General features: G+C 41.7%; 5 protein-coding genes. 1 reads left to right on the top strand and 4 read right to left on the bottom strand.

What is annotated here, in order from left to right:
* Window positions 1-154: 154 nt before the first annotated feature.
* Window positions 155-1,819 (bottom strand): ribulokinase, encoded by a 1,665-nt coding sequence (locus tag H7254_RS11655; protein ID WP_301933130.1) that lies wholly within the window; start codon window positions 1,817-1,819, stop codon window positions 155-157.
* A gap of 245 nt (window positions 1,820-2,064) precedes the next feature.
* Between H7254_RS11655 and H7254_RS11650 the strand changes: the two genes are divergently transcribed.
* A complete protein-coding gene (locus H7254_RS11650) occupies window positions 2,065-3,174 on the top strand; it encodes an acyltransferase family protein (RefSeq protein ID WP_301933129.1) in 1,110 nt (369 codons plus the stop codon).
* Between the two features lie 76 nt (window positions 3,175-3,250).
* Here the strand turns inward: H7254_RS11650 and H7254_RS11645 are convergent, their stop codons facing one another.
* The 3 genes from H7254_RS11645 to H7254_RS11635 form a co-directional block, all read right to left on the bottom strand.
* On the bottom strand, window positions 3,251-4,468 hold the full coding sequence (locus H7254_RS11645) for a glycoside hydrolase family 5 protein (RefSeq protein WP_301933128.1): 1,218 nt from the start codon (window positions 4,466-4,468) through the stop codon (window positions 3,251-3,253).
* A 215-nt stretch (window positions 4,469-4,683) separates the two neighbouring features.
* Window positions 4,684-5,550, bottom strand: coding sequence for a DUF1080 domain-containing protein (locus H7254_RS11640; RefSeq protein WP_301933127.1), 867 nt, complete (start codon window positions 5,548-5,550; stop codon window positions 4,684-4,686).
* Window positions 5,551-5,756: 206 nt separating this feature from the next.
* Complete coding sequence (locus H7254_RS11635) at window positions 5,757-9,134, bottom strand: family 16 glycoside hydrolase (protein ID WP_301933126.1); 3,378 nt, start codon at window positions 9,132-9,134, stop codon at window positions 5,757-5,759.
* Between the last annotated feature and the right edge of the window lie 196 nt (window positions 9,135-9,330).

The following is a 9,330-nucleotide window of genomic DNA, read 5'->3' as shown; positions in this document are numbered from 1 at the left end:
CTGTAAAAGTAAAAGTGAGTGACACAACAATGTTTAATTGAAAAACAACTGCTGGTCACCAAATTATTTTGAATAAAACAACACTATATAATAAAAGAGCTGCCGTGCATTTCAATTATTAATTATTAATTATTAATTAATTATTAATTTATCATTAATTCGTTTCAACGAACGCACCCAACGCTTTGTATTTTAAAAAACGTCTGCGATAAATCTCCACTTTATTTTTATCAGGAAAATATTCGGCATCAAAGCCCTGTCCCATGGCAATCATTGCTTCTTCTACCTTACTGTAAATTCCGGCTGCGGTGGCTGCAAACATAGCTGCACCCAATGCACAGGTTTGTTCAGATTTATGAATGCGAATCGGCATGTCCATTACGTCGGCCATCATCTGCATAATGAAGGGCGATTTTTTTGCCACACCGCCAATACCGATCAAACCTTTTACCGGTACGCCTTGTTCATTAAAACGGTCAACGATTGCCTTGGCGCCAAAGCAGGTTGCTTCTGCAATGGCTCTAAAAATTCTAGGTGCATCTGTTCCTAAATTCAATCCTGAAATAGCACCTTTAAGCAACTGATTGGCATCCGGGGTTCGGCGGCCATTTAACCAGTCAAGCGCCAGTTCATTGTTTTCTTCCAGCGGTATTAAATTAGCTTCCTTACTTAATTCCGCAATGATATTATTAGTAGTTTCTTCTATTAATTTAGTGGCAGTATCGTTATCGACAATGGCAGACGTTGTTAATAATTTTTGTAACGGCCACATTAAAATATTTTTAAACCAGGCATAGGCATCACCAAACGCAGACTGTCCTGCCTCCATACCCATCATACCGGGAATAACAGAACCCGGTACCTGTCCGCAAATTCCTTTAATCAGTTTTCCTTCCACTTCATTCATGGGTACCACCAGCATATCGCAGGTAGAAGTACCCATTACTTTACTTAAATGATATGCGTCAATCTGTCCGCCTACCGCACCCATATGTGCATCAAAAGCTCCTACCCCAATTACCACATCTGTTGTAAGCCCTAATTTAGTAGCCCAGGCTGCAGCCAGGTATCCCACAGATTCATCTGCTGTATAAGTTTGTGTAAATAATTTATCTGTAAATCCTTTTAGCAAGGGATCGAGCGAAGTAAAAAAATCATCCGGCGGCAACCCGTTGAACTCAGCACTCCACAAGGCTTTGTGGCCTGCGCTGCATACACCCCGCTTTAGTTGTTTGGCATCTGTTCCGCCAGATAATAAAAATGGAATCCAGTCACAGTGTTCTACCCAGGAATAAGTTGCAAGGGCTACTTCTTTATCGGCCCGGAGTATGTGCAACAATTTTGCCCAAAACCATTCGGAAGAATAAATGCCCCCTACAAACTGCAGGTAGTTAATATCGAATTTTTTGGCGTGTTCATTTATCTGTGCTGCTTCAGTTGTGCCGGTATGATCTTTCCACAACACAAACATGGCATCAGGGTTTTCTGCAAAAGCGGGCAAAAGTGCCAAGGGTGTACCGGTTGCATCTACTGCTACCGGGGTAGAGCCTGTAGTGTCCACTGAGATGGCTTTTACATTTGCTGTAATTGCCGGACCTGCCTGTTGCAGACAACTTTTAATGGTATACTCCAATCCTTCCACATAATCCAGCGGGTGTTGGCGAAACTGGTTGAGTGAGGCATTGCAGTACCTCCCATCCTTCCAGCGGGGATAATAAAATACCGCGGCAGCCACTTCGTTGCCATTGGCAGCGTTTACGAGGATAGAGCGAACGGAATCTGTTCCATAATCAACTCCTATTACATATAGATGATTCATAAATGGCAGGCGAAATTTACACACAAATATATTATTATTTGTAAGGTTGACAATTATTTCTTTGAAAATATATTTACTGAATTTTAATGATATTGAGGCTTTACACAAATAGCGATATTGTTATCACCGCGGCTTCCTTTTTTTATTTTACCAAATACCGGTTAAAATTTTATTGTGGTACTGTGTTAATTCCTTTAACTTTATCCCTTACCAATTTCTTAACCTTTTATTACCCAATATCACTTATGGCACAACCAGTTACCTCAAAGCGATTGTACTCGTTAGATGCCCTTCGTGGCTTTGATATGTTCTGGATCATGGGCGCAGAAGAAATTTTTCATGCCCTCGCAAAAGCAACTGGCTCTCCATTTTGGGGCGGTATCGCCGAAGAGTTGAGCCATCCTGCATGGAATGGATTTCATTTTTACGACCTTATATTTCCGTTGTTTCTTTTCATGGCAGGTGTAGCCACGCCATTTTCTGTTGGCCGTGAACTGGAAAAAGGCAAGAGCAGGAATGAATTGGTACTGCGGGTAATTAAACGTGGATTAATATTGGTACTATTGGGTGTAATTTATAACAACGGCCTGCACTTAAGACCGTTTTCAGATATCCGTTTTGGCAGCGTGTTAGGCCGTATTGGTATTGCCTACATGTTTGCCAATATCATTTATTTATTTACCAAACAAAGGGCACAAATAATATGGTTCATTTCTATATTGATCGGCTACTGGTTATTATTAAAATTCAATTCAGCTCCAGGATATCCAAGAGGCGATCTGAGTATGGAAGGTAATTTTGCTTCGTACATTGACAGGCATTTGATACCAGGCAGATTGTACTTAGGAATTCATGATCCCGAAGGCTTGGTTTCTGCAATACCCGCCATCAGCACGGGATTATTAGGAATTATGGCTGGTAATTTTTTAAAATTAAACGATGCCTCCGGACCGAAAAAATCATTATATCTGATTATAAGCGGTGTCATCTCTATCCTGCTGGCGCATATCTGGAACCTTGATTTTCCTATCAATAAAAATCTATGGTCCAGTTCATTTGTATTAAATGTAGGCGGATACAGCCTTTGTTTATTAGGCATATTTTATTACATCATTGATGTACTGGGGTATAAAAAATGGGCATTCTTTTTTAAAGTAATTGGCATGAATTCGATATTGATTTATATGTCAGGCGCTTTCATTAACTGGACTTATACCACCAACGGATTTTTTCAATGGGTTGGCCAGTTAATTGGTGATCCCTACAATGCCGTAGTGATGGCGGTTTGCTATGTACTGGTTAAATGGGCTTTTTTATATTTTATGTATAAAAAGAATATTTTTTTAAGGGTGTAGTGATTGAATTATTACCGCTGAAATGCTGATGAATTTCAGCAATATTATTTATCGCATAACCTTTGCGATATATTTTTTAATGAAGCCCCAATGCCTTAATATATTCTTTGTTGATGATGCTATTTGAAAATGTACAATTGTTTAAAAAACCATCGAGTGCCATTTTAATTTCAGTAGCATTCGTTGGCCTTACCTTGCGGATTTCATCAAAGTTACTTCTTGTAGTATCTGCAAATTGTATTACCTGTCCGTAATGCGGCGGCATTTTGAAAGTTACAAATCCGCGGTCGCTGTCTAACTTTTTATAAGGCCAGTAATGCCAGCCAATATTATTTTTTTCGAGCGTATTTTTAAATCCGCGTACCCAGTCGTTGGTATTCTCGCCGGTTTCGCCACAATAAACAGGCACGGTATATTTATTCCGAAAGTCAATATAGTCCTGGATTACTGCGGTAGTAGTATCTGTCCAGTATTTGTGAAAAGTGTACACCAGTTTACTATCGAAAGGTTTTCCGAATATTTTAAAGTTAGAATCCCATTGCGCACCGCCCAAAAACAGGATGTGATTTTTATCTACTTCCCTGATCGCTTTGGTAATTTCTTTATACAAGGGTTCCAGCATGGGATTGAATTTTGCTGTATCTGCAAAATGTGGTATCGGTTCATTCAGCAAATCATATCCCATTACTGTGGTTTCGTTTTTATAGCGGCTTGCAATCCTGCGCCAGATATTAATCGTTAATGCACGGCTTTCTCTGCTCTCATACAAAAAGGGGTAAGCGTAACTGTCGTCAATATTATCACCTGTTTGTCCACCAGGTGCACAATGCATATCCAGCAACACATAAAGCCCTTCTTTTTTGCACCAGCCTATCACTTTATCCAGCAATGCAAAGCCACGTGCTTCCCCCTCGCCGCCCATATAATCTTCGGTAGTAAACAGGCGGTAATTAAATGGCACGCGGATGGAATTGATGCCCGTGCTTTTCAGCCAGTGAATATCGGCTGCGGTAATGTAGTTGGCCAGGTATTTTTTCCAGAAGATTTTCGTTTCATCCGGTCCAATCAGCTCCAGCAGCATTTCGTTGATAAGTCTTGCGGAACTGGTTTTGTTAAACTTAAACATATAACCTTCGGGCACCAGCCAATTGCCAAGGTTAGTACCGCGGATCAGGAAAGGCCTGCCATTAGCACCAATGATTTCTTTACCTTTTGTGGTGATGAATTTTTGTTGTGCGGAGAGATTTACAACAACAAGCAATAACAATAGAAGAGTGGCTATTTTTAATTTCATTTTAAATATTTATTACATCAATTGAAACTTAGAAGCTGTCAAAAAATAGAATTTTCATTGGCTGTCTTGAGGTTGGTGGGGACACCAACCTGGGCTAACCCCGGTGTCCCCACCGTCCACTTCTTAAGTTATAAGGAATTCCAAAAATCATTTTTAGACAGCTTTTTAGGACACGAATAATTTAGGTTAACTCGCTAACCAGTTTGGTAAACACATTATTTACACACCTCATCGTTTTTCACGTAATAAGATTTGTATTTTTTTGATTTGGGATTCATACAACCTTTCAGGTTTAAAATTTTGATGTTCCTGAAATCAACTGGCTGGCCTTCACTTTGCAGGGCTATAAATCCTTCTGTCAGCATTTTGCCATCCTGTTTTATTTTGGGATCGAAGTTGTGTACTACGCCGCCGCCAATTTGTGGTTTCGAATATTGCAGCACCGTATCGCCATTGATGATATGCGTAATCAGCGAATCACCCAGTACAATCACTTCGCCCTTTACCCATTGGTCGCCATCATACGTTTTGGAAGTAGAAGGTATACAATGCCGGTTATCTATCACGCCATGAAACACCACGTCTGTTCCAGGTGAACACATATTACCGGTTGGCCGGGGATTGCCATCGCCTAACCCGCCGAGTATCTGGAACTCAATAGAGATGGGCCAATCCTGTTCCTTCGGCATTGTCTTCGGATCCTGAGAATGAATCATCACGCCACTGTTTTTAATGGTGTAATCCGGTGCATCTTTTCTCCACTCGCCTACCAGCCGGTATTCAAATACCAAATGATAATAAGAGAAGGGTTTTTTATAATAAAGGTGGCCAAACTGCTCATTAAATTTATCATACTGATCATACCGCACTTTCACCATACCGTCTTCTACCCTAAAAGTATTACCATAATTTTCGCCAGATTCGTGGTGGTTAATTTTAGTTACCCAATCCTTAATATCCTTACCATTAAAAAGTGTTTGCCACTCTTCCTTATCAGCCGTACGCTGGGCTAAAGCTGGTAGTGCCAGTAGTGTTATTATAAATATGGAAAGGTATTTTATGATATGCGTGTTGGCTTGCATCGCTGGTTTGTTTTAAGTATATTTCAGTTGTATAAAAACTGAATTTACCGGGTTTTATTCAATTAAAATTAATTTTCGTTATTGCCTTAAAACTGTCATAGAAAATAATCTCTTTGCAGAAAATTTATTTCACACAAAGAACACCACGCTGGAGACTTTGTTACCATTGAATCCTTTGCTCCCTTTGTGTGAAATTTTGTGTAACCCTACAACTCCTTCACCCGGATATTCCTAAACCGCACGATTGAACCATGCCCCAGGAAACCAATATGGCCGGTGGTTCGTTTTAATCCCGGATGCTGGTTGTGATCTGCAGTACCGTTTTTACTGGCTTCCGCAATATCGCCATCTAAAATTACTTCCCCATTTAAGGTAACTTTTATGTGGTTGCCCGCGGCAATAATTTCTTCTGCGTTCCATTCGCCTACCGGTTTTAAAAAACCACGTTTGGCGGCAATTACTCCATACACAGAGCCATGATACTGATAGGCATACAGGTCTTTGTACATCGGCGCTTCATTGTCCAGTACCTGTATTTCCATACCAACATAGGCCGCATCGCCTTCCAGCGGCGCACGGATTCCTACGCCATTGTTGGCGCCCGGCGTTAACTGGAATTCGAAGCGATATATAAAATTGCTGTACTCATCTTTGGTGTACAAATTACCATGATCACCATCTTTTGGGTCAATCAGCAAATCGTTATTGTCCACTTTATAATCTACTTTATTACCGGTCCAGTTATCGATGCTGGTACCATCAAACAATACTTTAAATCCGTCTTTCTTTTCCGCAGCGCTCAGTTCAAATTTTTCGGAACCTGTCAGCTCCCGAATAAAAATATTGCGGTAAGCCACATACGTGCCGTGTGCCTGCAGTTCAATTTGTTCTTTGGAGAAGATGGGCAAAGTATGATCCCAGTAATTTTCAAGAATGGTGTGATCCGTTACCAGCACCCCATTTAAATAAACGGTTACTTTATCGCCCCGCATGATGATGTGAAAAGTATTCCATTCACCAATGGCATTATCGGCCAGTACCAATGGCTTGCTTTGATTTTTTTGATTATTATACAAACCGCCCGAGCCTACCTGTGCCCCCACATCCACCCGGCTGGTATCCCATATCTGCACCTGCGGCGTACCCCGCAGATAAATCCCTGCATCGCCATCTTTGGTGATCTTCCAGTCAACCAGCATTTCAAAATCACCATACAGTTTTTGGGTACATAGATTTTCACCATGACCGGTAAATACCAGCAGCCCATCTTTTACTACCCAACCTTCCTGCATTACTTTGTCTGCTTTTATTTGCGCAGCTTTCAACGTATCTGGATTCATTTTTGCCCTTGTAATCGGGTTGGCAACAAGACCCTTCCAGCCGGTTAAATCTTTACCGTTGAACAGGGCTACATATTCCTCGCTTTTCGGCATCTCATCCAAATACTTTTGAATGGCTTTTTTCTGGTAATCGGCATCACGACCATTTAAAATACCCATGGTTTTGGTGAGCAGGTTCCGGGTGATGTCGCCGCTAAAATCTTTGTTGGCAGAAGCGATGTCCAGCACTGCCAACGCAGCGTTTTGCTGAACAGCCGGATCATCCAGGTATTTACCGGCAAAGGTGAGGGCAGTAAATGATCTGCAATTACCTGCTTCATCCAGGATATCCTGTTTTTGTTTGGTAGTTGTAGCCAGTTCCATCGCATCCTGCAGCATCAATAATTTTTGATCGGCAGGAAATTTAGATTTAGCAATAATATGAATGTATCCATTCAAGGCGGTTTCTTTATTGGCTGCGTTGGTGGAAGCAATTTTATACAATGCCCTTGCAGTAGAAGCGCCAGATGCTTTTGATAAAGCATTTACTGCTGCGGCTTTGGTAGCATCATCGCCGTTGGCAAAGGCAGACTGCAATTCATTTAAAGCCCTGCTGCCTCCGATGGCTGACAATATATTAAAGTACAGTGGCTTTTTATCGTTGCTTTCTTTTGCTATTTGCTGTAAAATAATTTGGGTGCGTGCAGCGGTATCTTTTATGCCACTGGTAGCGTTTATGATGGCTTGCTGATAAAAAAGCTGATCACCTGTTGTGGCTGCAGCCAGTAAACTAAATATCTGTGGCAGGTCTTTTTGCAATATTACTGAAGGCAGTGCTTTTACTGCCGCCTGGTGTACCGCAGCATCGCTGTTATTGATTTCTGCAAACACATTGGCAGCTGCATTGTCGGCAGACCTTGCCTGCAGTACACTCAGCAAAGCTACTTTGCCTGCTGATGTTGCGCCCGCCAATGCGCCGGCCACGGCTGTACTTACCGCATCGCCTTTAATTTGTTGCAGGGCATTTTTTGCTGCCTCTATGGTAGCAGGATTGCCTTTAGACAGGATGCTCAAAATGGCCGGCAGACTTTCCTGCTGGCCCACTTTTGCAACGGCTGCTATTGCCACAAGTTGTACCGCTTCGTTGTTGCTTTGCATTAGTTTTTTTAATGCAGGCAGCAAAGCTTTGTCCTCTATTTTACTTACAAAAGAAAGTAGCTGTACCTGTGCTTCCGGCGAAACAGTGTTGAGTAATTTTACCCATTGTACATTGGTTGCAGCAGTTTGATACGGCACTGCAAACTTTAAGGCAGCACCACGATATTTGATGTCTTTATCCTGCATGGCTGCCTGTAGCAATGGCAGTCCTTTAACGCCGTTGATATCAGTTAATAATTTTAATCCGGCAATGCGGGTTTGCAATTGTTTGGCACTTGCAGCATCTGCCATTAAGCTGGCAGCATATTTGGTTGCCAGTGGTTTGCTTGTTTTAGTCAGCTCCTGCAGGTACAAAATATAGTCGGAGGCAGCATTGGTATTATCGTACGTAAAGCCCGCCTTTTGTGCAGCGCTTTGCAATAGCTTCGCACTGGATGCGTCGCCGATTTTTGCCAATGCTGCCAAGCTTACTTTGCGTTGTTGCTCATTGGTTGTAGTGGCTAATTTTGTAATGGCAGCAACAGCAGCTTTGCTTTGTGTATAGCCTAGCGCTTCGATCAATGAGTTTTGATTATCACCTGCTGAACCGGGCAACGCTTTTAGCAGTGCTTTTTGCGCCAGTGGCGTTTTTATTTGTGCCAAAGCTCTTGCTGCGGGGCCGCCCAGGTCTTTGTCATCTAGCCATTTTTCGATACATGCCACCGCATCGTCTTTGCCAAAACGTTGCAAATGATAAATTAAAAATTGTTTGTTTTTGCTGCCGGCTACTTTATCCAAGCCAGCGCAGTACGCACTAACCGCGGCTTGTCGTTGTATTTCTTTACCTGTTTGAATTACATACGATGCATAGGCACTCAATGCATATTCCAGTGCGGTATTATCGCCGGTGCCGGGTGCAGTAAACTGGCCGATCATGGTGATCAATCCATCCTGTTTTAAATCGGTAATGGACTGCATACTTTTATCCAGCTGTATTTTGTTTTGCGCCGGCATAGTGCCGAGCACGTCAGCTATTTTCGTTGATAACAATCTTATGTCGGACGTTTGTGCCGCTGCGGAAAAGGCCGCGAACAAAACAAATAAGATGACAAGTTTAAAAATTCTCATGTTGATTATTCTATTGAGTAATAAAAAATATTTTTTGAATTAATGCGGGTTGCAGTGTTTGCTGACCTCATTCTCCTTCTCTTTCTCCGAGGGAGAAAGAGCGGTACTTTATCTCTTTAATAAAAAATTATTCTTCCACATCGGCATTTATTTTTTATTCAACTTTGGTGTGGTTGTTTTTGGTTGTTGTTTGCTG

This window comes from Ferruginibacter sp., assembly GCF_014377975.1.
Classification (GTDB): domain Bacteria; phylum Bacteroidota; class Bacteroidia; order Chitinophagales; family Chitinophagaceae; genus Ferruginibacter.
The sequence above is the reverse complement of the archived record's forward strand: the minus strand, read 5'-3'. Positions and strand labels throughout refer to the sequence as shown.